At 41.6% G+C, this 23,734-nt stretch carries 15 protein-coding genes; 10 read left to right on the top strand and 5 right to left on the bottom strand.

Features of this window, described 5'->3' with window-relative positions; all coding sequences use genetic code 11:
- Window positions 1–34 precede the first annotated feature (34 nt).
- Window positions 35–2,140, bottom strand: coding sequence for a potassium-transporting ATPase subunit KdpB (kdpB, locus tag F8R90_RS19155; RefSeq protein WP_196511994.1), 2,106 nt, complete (start codon window positions 2,138–2,140; stop codon window positions 35–37).
- A gap of 200 nt (window positions 2,141–2,340) precedes the next feature.
- Window positions 2,341–4,026 (bottom strand): potassium-transporting ATPase subunit KdpA, encoded by a 1,686-nt coding sequence (gene kdpA, locus F8R90_RS19150; RefSeq protein ID WP_196511993.1) that lies wholly within the window; start codon window positions 4,024–4,026, stop codon window positions 2,341–2,343.
- A 567-nt stretch (window positions 4,027–4,593) separates the two neighbouring features.
- On the opposite strand from kdpA, the gene F8R90_RS19145 reads away from it, so the two are divergent.
- The 3 genes from F8R90_RS19145 to F8R90_RS19135 all read left to right on the top strand — a co-directional run bounded on the left by F8R90_RS19145 (window position 4,594) and on the right by F8R90_RS19135 (window position 11,065).
- Window positions 4,594–5,670: a sensor histidine kinase gene (locus F8R90_RS19145; protein WP_196511992.1), complete on the top strand. Its 1,077-nt coding sequence runs from the start codon at window positions 4,594–4,596 to the stop codon at window positions 5,668–5,670.
- A 72-nt stretch (window positions 5,671–5,742) separates the two neighbouring features.
- Window positions 5,743–6,417 carry a response regulator transcription factor gene (locus tag F8R90_RS19140; protein ID WP_196511991.1) on the top strand — a complete coding sequence of 225 codons (675 nt, stop codon included), beginning with the start codon at window positions 5,743–5,745 and terminating at the stop codon, window positions 6,415–6,417.
- 952 nt (window positions 6,418–7,369) lie between these two features.
- On the top strand, window positions 7,370–11,065 hold the full coding sequence (locus F8R90_RS19135; protein ID WP_196511990.1) for a beta strand repeat-containing protein: 3,696 nt from the start codon (window positions 7,370–7,372) through the stop codon (window positions 11,063–11,065).
- Window positions 11,066–11,184: 119 nt separating this feature from the next.
- Here F8R90_RS19135 and priA read toward each other — a convergent pair whose 3' ends face one another.
- Complete coding sequence (gene priA, locus F8R90_RS19130; RefSeq protein ID WP_196511989.1) at window positions 11,185–13,704, bottom strand: primosomal protein N'; 2,520 nt, start codon at window positions 13,702–13,704, stop codon at window positions 11,185–11,187.
- 808 nt (window positions 13,705–14,512) lie between these two features.
- On the opposite strand from priA, the gene F8R90_RS19125 reads away from it, so the two are divergent.
- From F8R90_RS19125 to F8R90_RS19105, 5 genes are all read left to right on the top strand, one after another.
- A complete protein-coding gene (locus F8R90_RS19125) occupies window positions 14,513–15,685 on the top strand; it encodes an RpoD/SigA family RNA polymerase sigma factor (protein ID WP_190893897.1) in 1,173 nt (390 codons plus the stop codon).
- Between the two features lie 367 nt (window positions 15,686–16,052).
- Entirely contained in the window at window positions 16,053–16,547 is a 495-nt protein-coding gene (locus F8R90_RS19120) for a GNAT family N-acetyltransferase (protein ID WP_196511988.1), read from the top strand.
- Between the two features lie 318 nt (window positions 16,548–16,865).
- Window positions 16,866–17,201, top strand: coding sequence for a cytochrome c6 PetJ (gene petJ, locus F8R90_RS19115; RefSeq protein ID WP_196512008.1), 336 nt, complete (start codon window positions 16,866–16,868; stop codon window positions 17,199–17,201).
- Window positions 17,202–17,493: 292 nt separating this feature from the next.
- Window positions 17,494–17,748, top strand: a complete 255-nt coding sequence (locus tag F8R90_RS19110) for a tetratricopeptide repeat protein (protein ID WP_196511987.1) — start codon at window positions 17,494–17,496, stop codon at window positions 17,746–17,748.
- Window positions 17,749–17,913: 165 nt separating this feature from the next.
- Window positions 17,914–18,129: a tetratricopeptide repeat protein gene (locus F8R90_RS19105; protein WP_196511986.1), complete on the top strand. Its 216-nt coding sequence runs from the start codon at window positions 17,914–17,916 to the stop codon at window positions 18,127–18,129.
- Here the strand turns inward: F8R90_RS19105 and glgX are convergent.
- Both glgX and F8R90_RS33485 read right to left on the bottom strand, forming a co-directional pair.
- The gene (gene glgX, locus F8R90_RS19100) at window positions 18,126–20,252 is read right to left on the bottom strand and encodes a glycogen debranching protein GlgX (protein WP_196511985.1); all 2,127 of its coding nucleotides are present in this window, start codon (window positions 20,250–20,252) and stop codon (window positions 18,126–18,128) included. The genes F8R90_RS19105 and glgX overlap by 4 nt on opposite strands.
- 210 nt (window positions 20,253–20,462) lie before the next feature.
- A complete protein-coding gene (locus F8R90_RS33485; protein WP_269141772.1) occupies window positions 20,463–20,597 on the bottom strand; it encodes a hypothetical protein in 135 nt (44 codons plus the stop codon).
- Window positions 20,598–20,832: 235 nt separating this feature from the next.
- Between F8R90_RS33485 and F8R90_RS19095 the strand changes: the two genes are divergently transcribed.
- Window positions 20,833–22,926, top strand: a complete 2,094-nt coding sequence (locus tag F8R90_RS19095) for a TonB-dependent receptor plug domain-containing protein (RefSeq protein ID WP_196511984.1) — start codon at window positions 20,833–20,835, stop codon at window positions 22,924–22,926.
- Window positions 22,927–23,209: 283 nt separating this feature from the next.
- The gene (locus F8R90_RS19090) at window positions 23,210–23,506 is read left to right on the top strand and encodes a hypothetical protein (RefSeq protein ID WP_069074363.1); all 297 of its coding nucleotides are present in this window, start codon (window positions 23,210–23,212) and stop codon (window positions 23,504–23,506) included.
- Window positions 23,507–23,734: the final 228 nt, after the last annotated feature.

Below are 23,734 nucleotides of genomic sequence, written 5' to 3'. Positions count from 1 at the left end.
CGCTCGTTTGGCGGTGTCTCTATTTTTGCTGCCCTTAAGCCAAGCCCACAACTGTAATCAGTATATCTATCAACTTAATAGCGATAAACGGCGCAATTACCCCACCTAAGCCAAAAATTAAAATATTGCGTTGGAGTAACTGATTAGCTGTCAGCGGTCTAAACCGCACACCCTTCAATGCCAAGGGAATCAAAGCGGGAATAATCAAAGCATTATAAATCAGCGCTGATAAGACAGCAGAATTAGGGCTAGTCAAATTCATAATATTCAAGCTTTGCAGGTTAGCAGCGACAAATATCACTGGGATAATTGCAAAGTATTTAGCAATATCATTAGTAATTGAAAATGTCATCAATGCCCCACGAGTAATTAGCAGTTGTTTGCCAATGCTAATAATATCGATCAGCTTTGTAGGATCGGAGTCTAAATCGACCATGTTGGCAGCTTCTTTTGCAGCTTGCGTTCCTGTATTCATCGCAACGCCAACGTTAGCTTGGGCCAATGCTGGAGCATCGTTAGTGCCATCTCCCGTCATGGCAACTAGCTTGCCTGCTGCTTGTTCCTTTTTGATGACGCTGATTTTGTCTTCTGGTGTGGCTTCAGCAATGAAGTCATCCACCCCAGCTTCTTTGGCAATGACAGAAGCTGTAATCCGGTTATCTCCAGTTAGCATGATGGTACGCACTCCCATTCGTCGCAGTTGCTCAAAGCGATCGCGGATACCAGGTTTAACTATATCTTTGAGATAAACAATCCCATAGATTTCGTTATCTAGACTGACTGCTAGGGGTGTACCTCCCAGGCGAGAAACTCGTTCGTAGGCAGCATCCAATTCTGGCATATCGCGTCCGTTACGGGAACGGACAAATCCTTTAATGGCTTCTACTGCTCCCTTCCTGGCCTCATACCCACCAGGCAAGTTAGTACCACTCATGCATGTTTTTGCAGAAAAATCAATTCCTTCTGCCTGACTGGAGTCAAAATCAAACCGTGCGCCTAAATTTTCTGCCAGTCGGACAATGGATTTACCTTCTGGTGTATTGTCAAAGACACTAGCCGCCCACGCAACATTAGCAATTTCTGACATTGAATGACCGTTGATGGGAATAAACTCTTCCGCCAAACGGTTGCCAAGGGTAATTGTACCTGTCTTGTCGAGAACTAAAGTATTGACATCACCACAGGCTTCGACTGCTCGTCCTGAAGTGGCAATGACATTAAATTGGGCAACTCTATCCATACCAGCAATGCCGATGGTACTTAGTAAGCCGCCAATGGTTGTAGGAATTAACGCTACTAATAGGGCAATTAAAATTGGCACGCTGACCGGACTGTTGACATAGTAGGCAAGTGCGGGCAAGGTTACCACAACTAACAAAAACACTAGGCTTAGAACTGCTAGCAATACTGTCAGAGCAATTTCACTGGGTGTTTTGCTACGTTCTGCTCCTTCCAGCAAGGCAATCATCCGGTCAATAAAACCTTTATCTGGATCAGCAGTGATGCGGATAATTAATTCATCTGAGATAATCCGCGTCCCACCAGTAACAGAACTAGAAACGTCGGAGCCTGATTCTTTTAATACTGGTGCCGATTCTCCAGTAATTGCCGATTCATCTACTGAGGCGATACCCATGATTACTTCGCCATCGGCAGGAATAATATCGCCAGCAACGACGTAGATAGTATCACCCTGTTTAAGGGTGGTGGATGAAACTTCATTAATTGTGCCGTCAGCAGCAAGTTTTTTAGCGATCGCCTCTGATTTCGTTAATCGCAAGGCATCGGCTTGGGCTTTACCCCGCCCTTCTGCCACCGCTTCGGCAAAATTGGCAAACCAAACTGTAAAGAATAAAATACCCGACAGCAAGCCGTTGAAAAGTTGCGGGTTCTTTTGGAGGGCTGGGCCAAATAGGTTGGGATCAATTGTTAGCAATAGGGTGATGATTGTCCCCACCCAAACCACAAACATTACTGGATTTTTGATTGCATACTTAGGGTTGAGCTTGACAAAAGCATCTCTTATTGCCCTTAAGTACAGCCACTTATTACTTGTCCTAGCCTTTTTACGTGCTTGGCGGCGATCACCAGGACGAGAATTTGGCCGTCTAGCTTTGAAGTTAGTTGCCACTTGATTCATGAATAAAGTTAGGAGTTAGGAGTTAGAAGTTAGGAGTTATTAGGAACTTCCAATAAAAAAATATCCAACCTGTAAGGTGGGTTAATAAGGCATTTTTATCAGACGGTGCGTTACGCGATCGCTAATACACCCTACGAAACCAGATAATTTATTTATTTTTTGGTATTCTCTTAATTCCAGACTTATAACTCATAAATTTTCTAACTGCCAGATGCTAGTTTCAAACCCTCAGCTATGGGGCCTAAAGCTAGAACGGGAAAGAAAGTCAATACTCCCAAAACCAGTGTCACTCCAGCAGTGATCCCAATAAATACTAGAGAATCAGTTCTCAGCGTAGCAGGGGTTTCAGGGACTGGTTGTTTGCGAGACATCCCGTCAGCTAAGAGCAGGATGGCAATTATCGGAATGTAGCGTCCTCCGATTAAGCTAACTATTGTACTCAAGTTCCACCACAGGGTGTTATCTCTCAACCCCTCTAAGCCGGAGCCATTATTTGCTGCTGCTGAGGCGTATTCATAAACTACTTGGGAAATACCGTGATAGCCAGAGTTGCTAATTCCAGATAGGGAGATGGGATAAGCCAAGGCGATCGCACTGGGAATCAAAACTAGAATTGGGTGAATCAGCAGCACCACGCTGGCGAGGACGATTTCCCGCTTTTCAATTTTGCGTCCTAAAAACTCTGGGGTGCGTCCTGCCATTAGTCCAGTTAGAAACACTGTGAGAATTAAGTAAATAAATAAGTAAGCTGTTCCTGTTCCTTGACCGCCCCAGATAACCTGGATAAATAAGTTGAAGAGAGTCGAAAATATTCCTTGCGGCATCAAAGAATCGTGCATCCCATTCACCGCACCAGACATAGTAGCGGTAGTCATAACTGCCCAAAACGCAGTTTGTGCCCAGCCAAATCGAAGTTCTTTACCCTCTAAATTGGGCTGTTCTAATCCAAAGGCGTTATTAACCAGAGGATTACCTTGTAGTTCTCCTACGGCTGTCACTCCCACCAAAACTACAAAAATCACAAACACCATCCAAAAAAGTAGCCAAGCTTGTTTGATGTTGTTAACAAATATACCGTAAGTGTAAATCAAGGCTGCTGGTATAGAAATCATGGCGATCATTTCTATCAAATTAGAAGCGCCATTGGGATTTTCAAAGGGGTGAGCTGAGTTTACGCCAAAATAACCACCGCCGTTTTCGCCCAAAAGTTTGATCATTTCAAATGATGCCACTGGGCCTCTGGCAAGATATTGAGTCCCGCCTTCTAAGGTTCTTAGATCCAGAGTGTTAGCTAATGTTTGTGGTACACCTGCTACAAGCAAGGCGATCGCTCCAATAATAGAAATCGGCAGCAATATTCGCGTAATTCCACGGACAAGATCGACGTAAAAGTTTCCCAGCTTTCTACCCGACAACCCGCGAATAAAGGCAATTCCCACAGCTAAACCGGTGGCCGCGGAGGTGAACATCAAAAAGCCTAAAGCTGCTACCTGACTAAAATAGCTTAAGGTTGTCTCACCAGCATAGTGTTGCTGGTCGGTATTCGTCACAAATGAAATGGTTGTGTGCAGTAATACATCCCAACTGGGCGCACCGAAGCCATTAGGATTCCAGGGTAAGACTCTCTGAAAATATAATAGTAAATATACTGAAATACCCATGATGAGGTTGCTGTACAGTACAGATCGGATATACTGCGAACCCGTCATATCATCCTTCCTCCGAACACCCGCTAGTACGTACATACTTCGCTCTATGGGGTTCATTAAAAAATCAAGCAGTGTTCTTTCTCCCAAGAAGACACGTGCTATATATCTACCGAGTAGTGGAGTAATTGCTATGACAATACATAGCGTTAAGCCAATTTGCAAAAAACCTTGTCCCATATATTTCGCGATCAATTAAATTTAAGTGCTAGCCAGCAAATTCTGAGAAATAACAGATTATAACTGTTGGTATATATGATTCAGAGCTATTTGGCGATATCTCATATCACCACAATTCTTTAATCTGGATTTACTATTTTTAGTTATTACTATTTTTCAGATACTTGTTAAAGTATCTGTTAAGAATCTTTAAATTTTACGTTTATTTCTCTATCTCGCTAGTTAGTATTACTTGTTTATACAATACATTCTCGAAGTTCGCTACTTTCAAAGAATATAAATATTCAAGAGGATTTTATTAAAGGGATTAGGCATCAGGGATTGGGAAGATTGTGGTAAATACCCCGCCCCTTATGGGCAACTACGCAGTCTCTAATCCTCAATCCCCAGGTCTCAGTCCCCTTTCTTGCATCTGGACAATCATAATTTTCGGTTTAGTTCTCAAGTTGAGATTTGCAGATATAGTTTGCAGATAAATCATAATCGCTGAATTAAATAGTTGTAAAGATTGTATGATAACGATTTTTTAATAAATCAAAAATGACAATGTTAAGTTGATTATTGACTATGAAAGAAGCTATAAATAAGCATGGAAAGACATATGGGCTAATAGCGATCGCCTTTGCTCTCGTCATAAGCTTAGAATATTTGACACCACCTGAGTACGTATTTGGCTACCTCTACACAGGAATGATTTTTTTAGCAGATTCTCGATTGAATCGGCGAGCAGTGTTGGGGATCACTCTTGTAGCTACAGGATTAACATTGTTGAATTTGTTTGTCCCGGGAGGAGAAATAATTGATCCCTCAACGTTGGCAAATAGATTGATTGCAGTGTTGGCGTTGATGGTAACGGGTTGGTTAAGTGACCGCAACCACCGCAATGAAGAAGCGATCGCTTATACTCAAGCACAATTACGCTCCCAAGAACAACTAGCTACCATGCGTGAAGATTTTGTTTCCACCCTGACTCATGACTTGAAAACTCCCTTATTAGGAGCAATTGAAACGCTGAAATATTTTCAAAATGAGCAATTTGGTGAAATCACGCCAATGCAAGCAAAAGTTTTACAAACAATGGCTCGTAGTCATCGGAGTACACTGCAATTAGTTCAAACTCTTTTAGATGTGTACCGCAATGATGCCGAAGGGCTGAAACTACAGAGATCACCAGTTAACTTGGTAACTGTGGCAGAGGAGATTATAGCTACCCTGACTGAACTAGCGAGAACACGTCAGGTTTATATTTCTCTGCACTATGGCGAATCAGATTTTCGTAGCTTTCTCTGGGTAAATGGCGATTCTTTGCAACTTGGACGAGTCTTTACTAATCTCCTAAGTAATGGCATTAACCATACCCCTCGTGGCGGTAAGGTAGAAGTAGTACTTGAAGGTTATTCTAGCGATCAAGTAGTAAAAATACTCGATACTGGTTCCGGCTTTACCGAAGAAGAGTTACCCCACTTATTTGAGAGGTTTTATCAGGGACATAGCGATCGCCACGTCTCAGGATCTGGACTTGGACTTTATTTGACCAGGCAAATTATTGCTGCTCATGGAGGTACAATTTGGGCAGAGAATCGCTCACCACGGGGCGCACTGTTTGGTTTCCGACTCCCAGCTTGTCCACCACCGGGGAGATGAGAGGGGGAGACAAGGGGGACAAGGAGGATAAGGGAGACAAGGATAATACCCATAACCAATGCCCCATGAAAAATGACAAAAATCTTACTTGTTGAAGATGATGAATTATTTCGGCTTGGTCTGCGGATGCGGTTGCAACAAGAAACTAGTTTGGAGATTGTCGCAGAAGCAGAAGACGGGGAACAAGCTGTAGAATTAGCAAATCGCTATCCCCTAGATTTGGTTCTGTTGGATATAGGTTTACCGGGAATTGGCGGGATTGAAGCTTGTCGCCAAATCAAGCAGAAGCACCCAAATTTACCAATTCTCGTTTTAACGTCTCGTTCTGAAAAAACCATAATTTCGCGGTTAATAGCCGCTGGGGCGCAAGGTTACTGCCTCAAAGGTATTCCTGCTGAGTCTCTGATATTGGCAGTACGATCGGTTGCTGCGGGGGCTTCCTGGTGGGATCAAACGGCAACAACAGAAATTAGAGCCGCTTTTGAAGGTAATTCTACGGCAGTGCAGCCAGCAAAAACTAAGGAAAACTTAGAAAATCCCCTAACGAAGCGGGAGCAAGAAATTTTGGCACTAGTAGCAGCTGGCAAAAGCAATCAAGAAATTGCTGAGATTCTCTACATTGCCCCTGGTACAGTGCGGGTTCATGTCCATGCGATTTTGCAGAAACTAGAAGTACGCGATCGCACTCAAGCCGCAGTTTTAGCTATCCAAAAAGGAATGGTAGCGCCAGAATTATTGATTCATTAGATTCATTCACATCGGGCTATGCGCCAAGGCTGATTTAAGTGTAAATACAGTGGTATTTTTACTTAAAAGAGTATAAATTTCTTTTCATAAATAAAAGCGATCGCTAAAATATAGCTTAGTTTTTCTAGGCTGTATTTAGTTATAAACGATTAAAAATATTGCGGTTTTACCCCAATAAATAATAGGTTTTCTTGCCTATCCAATTTGAGGATGGAAGCGAACGAGACATTTTTTGTCAATCTCTATAGTGCGACGAATATAGCGATCGCTGATAGTCGAGGGATGGCTACAATCAGAAATGATGACAGCCAAGCATTTTACTTTTAATAAATTAATACCATCTAGACAATAAAAATTTTTATCAAAGGACAATAATTACCACGAAGCAGTTAGCGGGACTTAGACAAAATTAATCTCAAATGTAACCTAAACTAGCTTTATAAGCAGCAAAAACGTCACGATTCAAGTTCAACCAATCGAGAAGTTGATAAGACACAGCCGTTATAAAGACCTCTAAAGCTTCAGTAAACGTGTAGCTATGCTAGTTAAGCATCATACTCTTTTTCCTCTCCTGTTTTATTTAAATCCCGCTAATATAACTACTTCAGATTTACTTAATAAATCAACTCTAAATTTAAATTTTTAGCAAAACTTACTTATTACAGTAATAATACAGTAGCGATTTTTATGGTTACAGTATAATTTTGTACTTGATTATAATCTTATTTTTTCTGTTTTTCCTCAATAAAAAGAGGTTCTAATTAACCATTCAATTTAGGCACGGAAGCGTATCTTTAAGTATTCGCTTCCTATTTAGTGCTGTGTTCCTAAAGTCTTAGATTCAAGTCAAAAGTTACAAGTTGCCAAATTTTATTTACTAACAATAATCAAGGTGCAACTACGAGAAAACAAAACTTCTAAAACCTAAACTAATTTTGCAGAGGAATTGTAAATGTCAACCAATACATCACCAACACTCAACAATACGGGTAATCCTAGACTTGCCACCATTACCCAAGACGTGAACGATGCCAACAACTCCGGCACTTTAATTTCTGCCATCCTTGCTACAGGCGCAGGTGGCAACCCCATTACTGATGCTGACACAGGTGCAGTAGAAGGAATTGCCGTCATTGCCGTAGATAATACCAACGGTACTTGGCAATACTCTACAGATGACGGAAACAACTGGATTAATTTCGCTGTATCTGAGACTTCTGCTACATTACTCAAAGATACGGAAAAAATTCGTTTTGTGCCCAATCCTGGCTACAACGGCACAGCTGAATTCACTTTTCGCGCTTGGGATACCTCAGATGGCAACGCTAGCGGCACTACTAACGTAGTTCCCGGAGTTGGTGGTGGCACAACAGCCTACAGTACTACTACGGAGACTGTTAGAATTTCAATTATACCTACCACCTTTGATGTGGGATTAAGACCCTATTCCATTGTTGTCGGCGACTTTGACGAAGATGGTAATACGGATCTGGTAACGGCAAACAAGTCTTCTCAAAGCGTTTCGGTACTTTTGGGAAAGGGTGATGGCACTTTTAAGCCTGCTAGCAACTTTAGTACGGTCGGGTTCAATGGGTTAAGTCCTTCTTCTGTTGCTGTAGCAGACTTCAACAAAGATGGGAAATTGGATCTGGTAACGGCAAACAATGTCTCAAATAACATTTCGGTGCTGTTTGGTAACGGTAATGGCAGCTTTCAAACTGCTGTAAATTTTCCTTTGGAGTTAGCGTCAGCCCCCACATCCGTTGCAGTGGGGGACTTCAACGGCGATGGAAAATCTGACATAGTAACGGTAAACAATGCCTCCCAAAATATTTCAGTGTTGTTGGGAAATGGTACCGGTAGTTTTGCAACTGCCAACAACTTTAAAGTTCCCAGCCGTCCCACTTCCGTCACAGTAGGGGACTTCAACGGGGATGGAAAATCTGACCTAGCGGTGACGAGTTCTTACTTCAACAACGTTTCAGTGCTGTTGGGAAAAGGTGATGGCACTTTTAATTCAGCCACCCAATTTGCTGTCGGAACAAATCCTAATTTTGTCGTCGTAGGCGACTTCAATAAAGACAACAAATTGGATTTGGCGGTGGCAAATTATGACTCTAACAATATCTCTATTCTGTTGGGTAATGGCACTGGCGGCTTTGGAATTGCCACTAATTTTGATATAGGGTTAAATCCCGCATCTCTTACAGTGATTGACTTCGATAATGATGGTAACTCTGACCTAGCAGTGGCAAATGCAGGCTCCAACACGGTTTCAGTCCTGCTGGGTGATGGCAATGGGAACTTTGGAACTGCGACGAACTTTTACGTGGGCGCAAAACCTCTTTCTGTCACCGTGGGCGATTTCAACAACGATGGTAAATCTGACTTGGCGGTGGCAAACAGCGAATCTAAAAACGTTTCGGTGGTACTTAACGAGCCTGACGATCCCGTTCCGCCTCAACCGATACTCATTAACGAAATTCTCTTCAGTACTTCAGCTAATAATGAATACATCGAACTGCGTGGTACTCCCGGTGCAACTCTAGCAGTTGGAACTTATTTAGTTGGTGTTGAAGGTGATTCTGGCACATCCAATCCTGGTGATATTCAGAATATTTTTAATTTGTCTGGTAAGCAGTTTGACAGCAATGGGTTTCTGGTTCTCTTGCAAAAAGGTAATAGCCATTCAACCCAGTCTGGTGCAAATGTTCTAACTAATGCTGGAAGTGGTGCGGGATGGGGGAACGGAGCCTCAAGTTCAATCGGTCATAGTGGTGATACTGGTACAACAACTAACATAGAAAATGGGTCTGTTAGTTTCTTTTTGATTCAAAGTACTACTGCACCCACTCTTAGCAATGATATTGACTCGGATAACGATGGTATTGCTGATGGTTCTGTATACTCAAATTGGATTGTGCTGGATTCAGTTTCCGCTTTAGATGGCGGAACTACAGACATAGCATACGGCTCTATTGTATTTAGAAATAATGCCAAAGGAACAGTTCCAACTAATGCCACATTTGTTGATACTTTATTTATCGCTGGATATGTAGGGCGTTCAGGTGACACTACAGGTTCAACAGGCTCGGATTGGGTGGCGAGTTTAACTAGTGGAACAGTGCCGAATTTGATATTAGGTAATGTTTCTAACACATCACCAGAAAACTTTGCTGGTCAACCATTAAATCACATAGGAGATACTAACTTTGTTATTCCTGCTAATATCGATTACGCCATTTCAACTGCGACCCCAACTGTAACTGAAGGTAATAGTGGTAGCCAAACTGTTACTTTCACCGTTACCCGTAGTGGCGATACTAGCATTGCCAGTACTGTATATTATGTTCTGGATGGCACGGCAAGTTTTAGCAGTGATTACAACACCATTAAAGTTGCAGGCGTTACAAGTGCCGCATCTGGGGCTGTAATCTTTACTGCTGGAGAAACAACAAAGAGTATTACATTAAACGTTCTGGGTGAAAAGGTCACTGAAGTTGACGAAACCATTAATCTGACGTTGAGTCACCCGAAACAGCCAGATCCTGTTGCCAATCCTGCTACAGTGACCATAGTTAACGATGACAACCCACCTACTATATCCATAGTAGATAAAACCGGTATCGAAGACAGCGGCAATCTTGTTTTTACTGTCAAACTCTCCAATGCCAGCAGTGACTTAATTACAGTCGATTACAACACTAGTAATGATACTGCGATCGCTGGAGTTGATTACACCACACTCACAGGAACCATCACTTTCAACCCTGGAGTTATCACTCAAACAATTACGATACCGATTCTCGACGATTTTGTTGACGAATCCAGTGAACGCTTTTTTGTCAATCTCACAAACCCCAGCAATGCCACCATTATTGATAACCAAGCTAATGGTAATATTACTGACGACGATACAGCAGGTTTCACTATATCCCCTGCTACTGGGCTAGTAACTACTGAAGCTGGTGGCACCGCTAATTTCAGTATTCAAATCGATAGCCAACCCACTGCTGATGTCACCTTAAGTTTTAGTAGTTCTAATGTGAATGAAGGTACTGTTTCAGTTTCTAGCGTCACCTTTACCGCAGCTAACTGGAATACGCCTCAAATCATCACGGTTACAGGTGTTGATGATGGCATTGCAGATGACAACATTGCTTACCAAATCATTACTGCCAAAGCAGTTAGTAGTGATGCCAAATATAACAATTTCAATCCTGCTGATATTGATGCCGTCAATATTAAAAGTGGCAACCAAGTTAATAGCATTATCACAGGTTCAGCCTCGGCTAATAATTTGCAGGGAACTAGCTCAGACGATCTGATTTTTGGCTTTGCTGCTAATGACACAATTGTGGGTGGAGGAGGAAATGATCGCATTTACGGCGGTTTAGGTATTGATAATCTCACAGGGGGTACAGGTAGTGATATCTTTGTGATTGTCCAAGGTGAAGGTAGAGATACAATCAAAGATTTCAACATTAATGAAGATTTGATTGCTTTATCAAGTGGTACAAGCTATTCAAATTTGTCTATTACTCAGAGTAACAGTGATACTTTGATTAAGATTGGAACCGTAAGTCTTGCTTTGTTAACTGGAATTACGGCATCCGATTTAAACGCTAGTCATTTCACTACTTACTAGTGGTTCATTGCATTAATTTTTAGGGTTTCAAGATCCCCGACTTTTTGAATAAGTCGGGGATCTGACCATACGTAAGAAGTTAAACCATAGACTATTTATCTATTTTTTACCCAAAAAAATTACATAATATTTAATGGGTCTACATCTATTGTCAAACTAACAGACTGAGGACAAAGCGATCGCACTTGTTCCCAATCTGGCAATTGTGGCAATGCATCGGGGGCAAATTTAATCAATATCTGCCAGCGATAACGATTAGCTACCCGTAAAATACTTGCTGGCGCTGGGCCTAATATCTCAAATTCTTCTTCTGTACTCAAGGCTGTGGCGATTATTTGTGCGGTATTTTGCACTTGAATGGGATCGAGACTACTTAAACGCAACAAAATTAACCGCCCATATGGGGGATAATTGAGGGCTTGGCGTTGTTCTAATTCCGCTTGGGAGAAAGAGTGATAATCGTGCGATCGCACTGCTGCAATTACCTGATGCTCTGTAGTATAAGTCTGCACAATCACTCTCCCCGGATCATCGCCTCTACCAGCACGTCCAGCGACTTGAGTCAAGGTTTGAAATGCTCGTTCACTGGCGCGATAATCTGATAAATTGAGCAATCCATCGGCGGCGACAACGCCCACAAGTGTTACCTGCGGTAAATCCAAACCTTTGGTAAGCATTTGCGTACCTACTAATAAATCTGCTTCGCCGTTGGCAAATTGGGTAAGTAGAGTTCGGTGTGAGCCTTTGTTGCGGGTGGTATCGCTATCAAAACGAATCAAGCGCAACTCTGGGAATTGTCGCGCTAGTTCCTGCGTTACTCGCTGAGTACCGCTACCGAAAAATTTCAAGTAAGGGGAAGTACAATCAGGGCAGTATTTGGGATGCGATCGCGCATAGTTACAATAATGGCAGCGCAATAATTCCGGCGCTTTTTCTTCGGTGTGGTGATACGCTAACGACACATCACAGTGCGGACATTCCAATACATATCCACAACTGCGGCAAGATACAAAAGTACTGTGTCCCCGGCGATGGATAAATAAAATTCCCTGTTGTTTTCTCTCTTGCAACTGTTGCAAAGCTTCTTGGAGCGATCTACTAAATATAGAACGATTTCCCTGCTGCAACTCTTGCCGCATATCCACTATCTCCACGGGCGGTAGAGGGCGGGAGTTGATGCGTTCGGGCAAACTTAAGTAATAACTCCTGTCCCCTGCCCCCTGCCCCCTCACACTTACCCAACTCTCCAAGGAAGGGGTAGCGGAACCCAACACCAAGGGGCAATTTTCTAATTCGGCTCGCCACTGGGCGACGGTGCGGGCGTGGTAGGTGGGTATGGGTGAGTCTTGCTTAAAGCTGCTGTCGTGTTCTTCATCTAAAATAATTAAACCCAAGTTGGGCAAAGGGGCGAAAACGGCACTGCGCGTACCAATGACAACTTGGGGTTCTCCTGCGAGCATTTGTCGCCAAGTGTCGTAACGTTCACCATCGGAGAGGGCGCTGTGATAAACACTGACTTTATTACCAAAACGGGCGCGAAAACGATCGGTTAGCTGGGGTGTAAGTCCAATTTCTGGGACTAAAACAAGGGCGGATTTGCCTTGGTTGAGGAGAGGTGCGATCGCTTGCAAATATACTTCTGTTTTTCCCGAACCTGTCACCCCATGCAACAAAACTTCAGCAAAGCCATCTAGTGTCTGGATTGTTTCTAAGGCGCTAGCTTGGGCAACAGTTAAGGATTTAGCCCCATCGCCTGCTAATGCTGGCCCCTGTTCAGTTCGCAATACTTCCCGTTCTTCGATGACGATGTAACCTTTTTGTGCCAACGTTTTGAGAATAGAGGAACTAGCATTGCAAATTTGCAGTAATTCATTTTGCCACAACTCTCCATTATGCCGCCGTAGCACTTCCAAAATTTCTCGTTGGCGAGTAGTTAAGTCGTCGTCGATTGTACCTGTGAGCGTGACTGCTTTTTGCAGCTTTGGTCGAGTTAGTCGTGGCGGTTCTAAGTAGCTTTCTACTAAACCGAATCGCAACAACTCCCGAATTCCCCGATAAGCAGATTTGACTTTTTGCTGGAGGTAGACAAAACTGTAGTCCCCTGCCGGCTGTGCTTGCAAAAGTTCCCAAACTTGTCGCGCAGTTGGAGTCAGAAAAGCGGCAGGATTGGGAGATGCAAGTAAATAATTATTTCCTTCTGCACCCCTGCCTTTAATGATGCGGATACGACGCTGCGATCGCCCCAGCAACCCTGGTGGCAGAGCAACCCGGATTACTTGAATTAGAGGCGTATAGTAATATGCAGCGACTCGATTGAGTAATTCCCAATAAGCACTTGGGAAAAATCCAACGCTCACTATATCTTCTACTTCCCGGATTTTTTCTGGTGCTAAATCGACATTTGGTTGTGCCAGTAACCGAATGGCGATCGCTCCTAATTGTTGTGCCCCAAATGGCACGCTCAAAATATCCCCTGGTTTTATTTCTAACTGGGCTGGCAATCGATAGGTAAATAGTCCTGTACTTCCTGGACAGTCTACCAGTACTTCAACCCACCTATTAAGAGTTGCACCTGACTGGTACGATTCACTAGCTTGGGCCACTAATAAAGGAGATAAATTTACGTCATTAATATACATAGTTACTGTCTTTATAGTTAGATATTTCCCTCAGATAGCTTGTCAAAAATAACCTAGCTAACTAAAATCTAATTTTTTATTTTCTTAGACTTAAATGGTAATTCTCAATACTGTTATCCTTCATAATACTTGATAAGTTTCCTCTTATGTAATCTACTAGACAAATTCGTATCAACTATACATGCAATAAATATTTGGTACCCACTATACAAATAAAAGCATGTCGGCCCTTGCTGCAACAGTTGCTCTATCTACTAAATAGGGAGTAGCCTTTTTCCGCCTATCGATAGATATTCAACCCTTTCTGCATATGAGATGCTTTTATACAAATAAGAACATCTCGAAATTAAGCTGCCATTCTTGTAATTTGTCTCATGTGGGTAAGTTTAAATCGGGAATGCATAACCCCAACACTAGGTTTTAAATTTATCCAGTGACTTCCAAGGTCTAAACATTAAAAATATTTAGAAAAATATATGAAAGTTTAAGAAAATTGGATGGTTAGCTGAGATTTATATGTTTGTTAAGGTTGAGAAAGTTTGAGGGGGTTTGACATATTTGGAAATTAAGAAAAAAATGAAGAATATAATCTGTTGGGAGCCTCAGAAGAAAGTTTTGTTGGGTGCGAAGGCCAGTTTCGTTAAAGGTTGTATCTAACTGTAACCCATAGGTGGTAGGTAGATTAGGTAGATGCCGATTTTTATTTCTAAAGAAAAATTAGCATCAGCCTGTATTTCGCTATATAAACGGGTGCATTCGTCCCTTAGGGAAAACTACCAAGCCTCAAACGAGTAGCTGTAACTAATTTATGTACCAAACAAAACAACAATCCCTAAAGGAAACTATGAATATTGTTGAATTGGGAAAAATGGAAATACTGGAGAATACTGCTGATATTGAAGAACCATCACTCGATATTTTAGAAGCAGTGGCAGATGAAGAGACTCCAATTGTAGTAGAAAATCTGGAATCAGATGAACGCGACGGGGATGATATGGCTGCGGCCCGTCCTTCGGGATACAACAAAACCGAGCATGATGATGCTGTCGGCGCGTTTTTTAAAGAGATGGCGCGTTATCCGCTTCTAAAAGCTGATGAAGAGGTAGAGTTAGCGCGGCGAGTTAGGTTTCTAGAGGAAGTTAGGGAATTACAAGCAGCTTTACAATTAAAACTGGGACAGGAACCCAGCAAGGTAGAGGTGGCTTCCGAGCTAGAAATGACGGAAAAGCAATTAGAAAGTCGCTTGTATCAAGGTAGAGTAGCGAAACGCAAAATGATTCGCTCGAACTTGAGATTGGTAGTTTCTATTGCTAAACGATACCTGAACCGGGGAGTGCCTTTCCTGGATTTAATTCAGGAAGGAGCAATGGGTTTAAATCGCGCTACAGAAAAGTTTGATCCAGATAAAGGATATAAGTTTTCTACTTACGCCTATTGGTGGATTAGACAAGCGATTACCAGGGCTATAGCTAACGATGCGCGGACAATTCGGCTACCTATTCATATTGTTGAAAAGCTTAACAAGCTGAAAAAAGCACAACGAGAACTCAAGCAAAAACTTTGCCGCAATCCTACTGAAGGTGAAATGGCAGAAGCTTTAGAAATTAGTGTGCAACAACTACGCCAGCTACAACAACTACGGCGTCAAGCACTTTCTCTTAACCACCGCGTCGGTAAAGAAGAAGACACGGAATTGATGGATTTGCTAGAAGATGAAGATAACTTGTCTCCAGAAGCAAAAATGAATGAAAACATGATGCGTCAGGAGATATGGGAAGTCTTAGGTGACGTGTTAACTCCAAGGGAGAAAGATGTGATTTCTCTGCGGTATGGTTTGACAACCAGCGAACCCTGTACCTTAGAAGAAGTTGGCAACATGTTCAATCTTTCTCGTGAGCGAGTGCGACAAATTCAAAGCAAAGCCATGCGGAAATTGCGCCGTCCCCACATAGCTAAACGTTTAAAAGGTTGGTTGATTTAATTACATTTACGAAGATAGAGATGCAATACCTGACCTAATTAGCTCCATTAACGAACATGGTTCAAATAAAGTGCAAAACTTTAAATCTTGTAGGGTGTGTTACAGGCATTTGTCATAACGCACCTAAAATTCGGTATGGTGCCGTACTCTTGGCGATAATACACCCTACAAAACTTGCTCTTTATTAAATCCACATTGCTAACGAATGAAAGCAAGCTTGTATCTGCATATTTCTTGAGCTTCACCTATCGCAAATTGCAAAAACCGGGCGTTTTGTACCTTTTTTCGGCTTTTCTTTAGTCATTAGTCAAAAAAACTTGCACAGTTGCCTATAGACTATGGACTAGGAACTATAGACTATATACTAATGACTTCGCGTAGCAATTTGATTGTGCGTTTTGCTGAACCAACTGATTACAGCGTACTGTTTAAATTAATTCAGGGGCTGGCTGAATATGAAAAATTATCTCACGCTGTGACCGGCAATGCTCTCGAACTTAAGGAGCATTTATTTGGTTCCCGGAGATATATAGAAGCGATTTTAGCAGAATCTGCGGGTCAAGCTGTTGGTTTTGCCCTATTTTTTCATAATTATTCAACATTTCTGACTAAGCCAGGAATTTATCTGGAAGACTTATTTGTGTTACCAGAATATCGCAGGCAAGGTATTGGAAAGGCTCTCCTTAGTAAAGTAGCTCAGATAGCTGTAGAACGTGATTGTGGGCGGTTAGAGTGGAGTGTGTTGGAATGGAACGAATCAGCCCAAAAATTCTACCGGATTATGGGAGCATCTATATTAGATGATTGGCGCATTTGTCGTGTTACAGAAGATGCGCTTACTCACTTAGGGGCTGTTAACTAAATAACAAAGGATGAATATAAAGGATGAAGCAGGATAATTTTCATCTTGAATATCTCATCCTTAAAGACCTATTATTTATTAGTTATAAAATATTAAATTTTGTATGAATTTACATTTTCATTATTAGCGTAGATGTAAAGCAGTTTATCGCCAGACATCATTCTGTGTTAACAACCTTCAATTTAAAACCTCGAATATTCAAAATCTCAAACTTGAGAGCGAAGTTTGACAGCTTGTCATTTGACTAGAGCAGCGGCTCAACTGACAATTATGGAGGATATTGCAGCGAATAAGCCGTTATTGCAGAGAGAACACGAAATGAAAAAAATTATTACAGTGATGCTGTTAGGCATAGCAATCTTCACCTTTGCCTTCAGTAGTCCAGCTTTGGCAGGAGATGCTGTTAGTGGAGCTAAAGTATTTAGTGCTAATTGTGCCTCTTGTCACGCGGGGGGTAAAAATCTGGTTCAAGCTCCGAAGAACCTCAAGAAGGACGCTTTAGAAAAGTATGGTATGTACTCAGAAGAAGCAATTATCGCCCAAGTTACAAAAGGTAAAAATGCCATGCCTGCTTTTGGCAGTCGTTTAAAATCTAACCAGATTGAAGATGTAACTGCTTATGTGCTTTCACAAGCCGATAAGGACTGGAAGTAGACTAAAATTTAACTTCAATAATTAACAATTAGCGGGGCTTTTTGTCCCGCTAATTTTAAGGTTGCCGAAATTGTCAAATAGGATACTTATACCAATTTTGGATTTAGAGTCTTGACAAAAAGACTGTTCCAAAAACATCAAACAATACTACTTATCCTAATTTGGTACTATGAGTAATTTCTGGCGATTATTTCTCAGTTTAATTGTTGCTTTACCTCTGACTTTGTGGACTTTATCTGCATATTCCTCACCTATTTGAATTACCAAAATTACAGCGAGTGACTTCTTGGAGTTGGGTGTAGTTAAGATGCGGCGGGGTAATTACCAGGAAGCAATAGAGAATTTCAATCAGGCGATTGAACTTGAAAAAGATTTTGCTGTAGCTTATAGCGATCGCTATAAGCTACAGCAATTACAAGATTACCATCAAGGTGTTACAGATTGTACTCAAGCTATAAATTTTGCACCTGATAACTTTGAGGCTTATCTGAACCGGGGAGTGGCACTACAGACAAGGGGGTTATCAGGCTGCCATTGTCGATCATAATCGAGCGTAGGCGTAGCCCGTGCTGGAGATGGGAAAAACTCTAAGGCAATTCTTGACTTTAATTTAGCTCTAATTCAGATACCTCGAATCAGCAGCTGACTGCTTGCAGATATCTATAATGACCGAGGTTTAGCGCATTTTGTCTTGCAAGATACCTAAACAGCTATGCTCGACTTTAATCTAGCAATTCGTCTCAATGCTAACGATTATAGAGCCTACTTTAATCGGGCTTGTGCTTGCGGACGAAATGGAGATGACTTTGGTGCAGTGCGTGATTTTTCTAAAGTCATCAGACTTAACCCCCAAGCTTACGTTAATCGCGGAGTAGCTCGTTATCGCTTAGGATATTATCTAAGTATCTTTTTATTCTCGTACTGTTAACTGATAAGGCGTAACACCATTAGAGAGCGATCTGTGACTGGTACAGTTTGAGAGCCTGAAACTAATTTTCCTCGATCTAGGAAGCGAGGTTCATTAGTGTCAATTACTATCTCCCATACATTTTCCTTAAACTCATTGGGTAAAGCAAACTCAATTAACTCGTAGTGAGCGTTAAAAAATAGTAGAAAACTTTCATCAATAATCCGCTCACCACGAGTTCCTGGAGTGGAAATTCCTTGCCCATTCAAAAAAATCTCCATCACTTTGGCATAACTAACTAGCCACTGCTTTTCAGTCATTTCACTGCCGTCAGAATTAAACCAAGCAATATCATTAATGCCTAAACCGTGGATGGGGCGACCTTGAAACCACTTACGCCGTCGGAATACTGGATGTTGATGGCGAAAATTAATTAGTTCACGGGTAAAGTCTAGTAAATCCGCGTTTGCTTTTTGCAAATCCCAATGCCGCCAGGAAATCTCATTGTCTTGGCAGTAGACATTATTATTTCCCTTTTGACTACAGCCAATTTCATCTCCCTCTAATAGCATTGGTACACCTTGAGATAGCATTAGGGTTGCTAAAAAGTTTCGTCGTTGCCGTTGGCGCAAACGCATTACTTCTATATCTTTGGTTTCGCCTTCTACACCACAATTCCAGGATCTATTATGGCTTTCACCATCTCTATTGTCTTCCCCGTTTGCCTCATTATGCTTTTCGTTGTAGCTGACTAAATCATTTAACGTGAAACCATCATGAGCAGTCACGAAATTAATACTTGCATTTGGGTTACGCCCGTTTGTTTGATACAAGTCAGGGCTACCTGTAAAACAGTAAGCAAATTGTCCTAAACTATCATCTGCACCACGCCAAAAATCTCGTACTGTATCCCGATATCTTCCATTCCACTCAGACCAACGCAGTGGAAAATTCCCGACTTGATAGCCGCCTTCTCCTAAATCCCAAGGTTCAGCAATGAGCTTTACATCTGCCAAGATTGGGTCTTGATGAATAATATCAAAGAAAGCTGATAGGTTATCTACCTCATACAATTCCCGCGCCAGCGCCGAGGCCAAATCAAAGCGGAAGCCATCTACATGCATTTCTGTTACCCAGTAGCGCAGGCTATCCATAATTAACTTCAGAACTTGAGCATGACGCACATTCAGAGAGTTACCGCAGCCTGTAAAGTCCATGTAGTAGCGAGGATCATCCTTTACCAAACGGTAATATACAGAATTATCAACACCTCGTAAAGATAGCGTTGGCCCAAAATGATTTCCTTCGCCAGTGTGGTTGTAGACTACATCTAAGATCACTTCAATTCCGGCAAAATGTAGTGCCTTGACCATTTGCTTAAATTCGGTGACTTGTTGACCCACAGTTCCACTAGCACTGTAACTAGAATAGGGGGCAAAATAGTTGATGGAATCGTAGCCCCAGTAGTTGGTTAATCCTTTTTCTTCTAAATGTCCTGGATGAGATAGAAAGTGATGTACTGGCATCAACTCAACGGCTGTAATTCCTAGTTGCTGTAAGTGTTGAATTGCAGCTGGATGCGCCAACCCGGCATAAGTGCCACGCAACTCTTCTGGAATAGCTGGATGTAGTTTAGTAAAACCTTTTACGTGAGTTTCATAAATAACAGTTGTATGCCAGGGTGAAGAAAGCAGTTTATCGCCTTCCCAATCAAAAGATTGATCGACCACAACACACTTGGGCATTATTTTGGCATCATCTAGTTCAGAAAAAACTAAGTCTTTTTCTGGAGCATTTAGAGAGTAACCAAAGACAGATGGATCGTTACTAAACTCACCGTCAATTGCCTTAGCATAGGGGTCAATTAATAGTTTGTTTGGATTAAATCGATGACCTACCTCCGGTGCCCACATCCCATGCACTCTAAACCCATATTTTTGACCGGGGCCCACTCCTGGTAAGTAACCATGCCAAACAAAATTGTTTTTTTCTGTCAAAGGTAAGCGAATTTCTTCGTCATCGTTATCAAATAAACAAAGCTCTACCCCTGTTGCATTTTCTGAAAATAAAGCAAAGTTTGTCCCTTTACCATCCCAAGTTGCGCCTAAAGGATATACATTCCCTGGCCATAAAGCTATATACATAAGTAAATTTTCAATAATTAGTTTTTCGGCAAATAATCAACTTCGATTTTTTTGAATGATTAATAATTTAGTTAAAATTTAAAGTTACTAATAATTCCTTAAAATCACTAACATTCAAGTATAACTTAGTAAATAATATTCTTTGATCTATCAGTAGTAATAGAAATCTCTATTCCTTAAGTAGGAATAATTGAGACAGAGAGCAAGAGGCTAGAGAAAAACTGCTCTGTCTGCGGCACCTACGCGATTTGCTTCAGTAAAGCGATGCCTACGGTGGTAAAGTAGCTCTGCCATTTGTGCAGCGTCTCCTAGAGAAGTGCTGGCTGCGCCAACGCTAAAAATCAAGAGTTCAAAACCCTCACTGTTGCGTTAGCTTATAGCTTTTTACGTAGCTCCAAACATCCAGGGTCGTTCCCTCCTGACTTCTTCAAATACAGACACTTTGGAGTTTAACCCATAGTGAATTGACCAATAGTCTCATCTGAATTGTAGAAATATGACAGCGTGTCTTTTGACACGATTTTACTATTACAGCAACAATACTACGTAGTGACTGTTTTTACCTGGTGTGAAAGAGAACGTGAAAAAGGATTTTTTGTTGCTAACAGTTGCTTTACCGAGTTTACTGATAGCGTTTCCTGGCTTTGCTGCTGAGAGTGAAATTAAACAGAGAAATACTGATAAATCAACCGAAGTCATTTCAGATATTCCGAGTTTGAGTGAAATTGAGCTACCCGCCACTAATGCCGAATTATTAACTCAACAATCTGCGCCGAGTGAAGTTAATCCAGAAACTCAGCCAGAAACAGAGCCAGATTATACAGATGATGCAGACATTTCTATAGAAGCGATCGCAGAACCAGACAATCTACCTCAATCTACACCAACTTACGTAATTGATAAAGAAGAAATTCAAAAGCAGGGCGCTACAAGTTTAGCTGATATTTTGAAAAGAATGCCTGGTTTTGCGATCAATGATGTAGGGCATGGGGCAGATATTCACACAGGTACATATTACCGGGGAGCCTCAATTAATCAGTCTGTATTTTTGATTAATGGTAGACCAATTAACAATAATGTCAATATTTATCATGGTGGAACTGACTTAAATAGCATTCCTGTAGAAGCTATTGAACGAGTGGAATTATATAGCGGGACAGCTTCCGCATTGTATGGTTCCTCTGCTTTTGGGGGAGTTGTGAATATCATCACTAAGGAAGGTTATGGCAAACCTAAATTGAGCGCTAGTGCAGAATTTGGTTCATTGAGTTTAAATAATCAACAAGTAACCTATGGTGGTTCATCTGATAATGTTAAGTACAACTTCAGCTTTGAAAGATTCTTTATAGATAACCGTTACCGCGTCCCTGTAGGTGCAGCTAATCGTGATGAACAGGGATTTTTATCAAATGCAGATACAGCTACAAGTACTTACTTTGGTAGCATTGGGCTAGATTTAGATAAAAAAAATTCTTTGAATTTAGATGTTACTGCACTCAGCAGTCGTCGCGGCTTAATTTATTTCGGTTTCCCTCTGCAAAGAGATAGATTAGACCATGATGGTTTAAATGTTGGCTTATCCTGGAAAACTCGACTAGGTAATGGGGAAAGTTCCAATCTTACAACCTCTATTGGTTATAACCAAGATTATTTCAGCACCTATGGCCCTACAGGAGAATTTTACCGTACAGGAGCTTTAGATACCCAACAACTTACAGCCAGGGTAGATCATGAGTGGAAAGTTACTTCCAATAATAAATTGCGCTGGGGATTAGATTTAAAAAACACCGATTTAACTGGTGACGTTTTAAGTACAAATCCTACTAGGATTGCCAATAATGAAACTGAAGATAGGAGTTTGTTCAATACAGCTTTATTTGCTGTGAATACTTGGAATATTAGCGATGACTTCCTGATAGATTTAGGACTAAGGCAAAGCTTTGACAGCCAGTTTGGAAATTATCTCAATCCTAGTGTTGGGTTACGTTATGCCGTCACACCAATAATAGCAGTGCGGGGAAGTTGGGCAGGGGCACAACGCAATCCTGGGTTAGATCAGTTGTATGTTTATGATACAGTTCATGGTTGGGAACCTAATCCTGATTTAAGACCGGAAACTGGTTCTACTTGGAGTGCGGGAGTAGATGTCAATTTTTCTCAAAATCTGATTGGGCAGTTTACTTACTTTGGTAGTAGTATAGGCGATCGCTTGGGAGTCATCGCCGGAAGATGGGAAAACATTGGACTAGTAGATACCAATGGTTTAGAGGTTGCATTGCAATTAAGAATTGCAGCTGGCTGGTCAACTTTCCTCAACTACACTTATACAGATGCTGAAGTAAAAACAGGCTCAGAGAGAGGTTTACAGTTAGGCTTGATTCCCTACTCTGTACTGCAAACTGGTGTGGGTTATCAAAATTCAGGTTGGCAGACTAATTTGTATGTTACCTACAACAGTGGCACTCGCAGAGCCTTCTTTACAAACCCTGGTGACACGATTACAGATTTTGCCCCATCTTTCGTAAATTTAGATTTGAGCGGTCGTGTACCTATAACTAGCAATGTAGGATTGACAGTTTACTTAGAAAATCTACTGGGTGAGCAATATGAGCGAGTTAATCGCATCTATAGCCCTGGATTCACTTTTCGTGTGGGTTTAAATGCCAGTTTTTAGGTGGTAAAATCTCTGCGTTCTCTGTGCCTCTGCGGTTTAAAAGTTATTTATTGAACCACAGAGGGGCAGAGAATACAGAGATAAAGAGGAGCTTTTTGGTAAAGACGAGGTACCGCGATGATACAACATGGTGCGTTAGGTTAAAGTCGTAACGAACCCTACGGTTAAGGCAAGAGGCGCGATGAATCGCCGTCTCTACAATAATCAATCAAAAACCTTAACCGAACGGGATTGTAAGGCACCCTATTTAAAATTTATTTTTAATCCGAAATCTAAAATTGCTATGAGAGCCAGAATTGAAAATAAAGTGCTTTTTATTCATCATGAAGATTTACCAGAGTTTAAGAAGGGTGGTTCGGTGGTGCGAAACTCTTATTTCTGGGCGCTACGTTCAATTGCTGGTAAAGCTTCGCGTTATCGTGATTGGGAATACGAATCGGAGGTTTGGCTAGCGCTTTCACGAATGCTTTTGTCGTTTGCTGAATCTGGGTATTTGGGACTTAGAGAAACTCTGCTGGAGTTTCCTTTATCTCAAGGGGAAATTCCTAGTTTGCTGCGAGATGTGTCCACTTTTGAGTAGCGTTGCTGCCGCGAGGATCAATTAGAGTTTCAGCTTAGATTATAAATCATCAATTTTTAATAATTAAATAAGGGCAACAATCACATTCGCTATTTGCTTGTTGGGCGATCGCATTTGCTTGTTCGGCGACTACATTTGCTTGTTGGGCGATCGCATTTGCTTGTTGGGCGATCGCATTTGCTTGTTGGGCGATCGCATTTGCTTGTTGGGCGATCGCATTTGCTTGTT

The sequence above is a fragment of the Nostoc sp. NZL genome (assembly GCF_015714705.1).
Taxonomy (GTDB): Bacteria; Cyanobacteriota; Cyanobacteriia; order Cyanobacteriales; family Nostocaceae; genus Nostoc; species Nostoc foliaceum_A.
Note: the sequence above shows the minus strand (reverse complement) of the source record. Positions and strands in the feature narration are given on the sequence as shown.